We start from the raw sequence: 438 nt of genomic DNA on the forward strand, positions 1-438 counted from the left end.
GTGATGCTCTGCGCCGCGGCTCCATCTGCGTCAATCATCCATATCGCGCCGGTCCGTTTTACCTGCTCGCACCGATCAATGTTCAGCCGGCGGTCGCCACGTTCAATATAGCGGCCTTTCCGGAGCAGCCGGACCTGCCGCGGGTTGCACCCGCCGACCAGCACGTCTACCGCCAGGCGGCCGATCTGATTGCCAAGGCACAGCGCGTCGTCATCAAGGCTGGCGGCGGGACGCGCGGGCATGACGCAGCGATTCGCCGTTTGGCGCTGGCGGCTGGCGCCGCCGTGGTCTTGTCACCGGGATCCAGCGGCGTGCTGCGCGATGATGACCCGCGCAACATGCATGTGGGCGGGTCCAAGGGCTCGATCAGCGGCAATTTCGCGATGACGGAGGCCGATCTCCTGATTTCCATCGGCTCTCGAGCCGTCTGTCAGGCGG

The 438-nt window shown here is 66.0% G+C and carries 1 protein-coding gene; it reads left to right on the plus strand.

The features are described 5' to 3' along the window. Window positions 1–438: hypothetical protein (locus tag AB1462_RS32100; protein ID WP_367249140.1), on the plus strand; the 438-nt coding region annotated here is incomplete at both ends.

The sequence above is a fragment of the Pseudomonas sp. SB113 genome (genome assembly GCF_040754745.1).
GTDB classification, from domain to species: Bacteria; Pseudomonadota; Gammaproteobacteria; order Pseudomonadales; family Pseudomonadaceae; genus Aquipseudomonas; species Aquipseudomonas grimontii.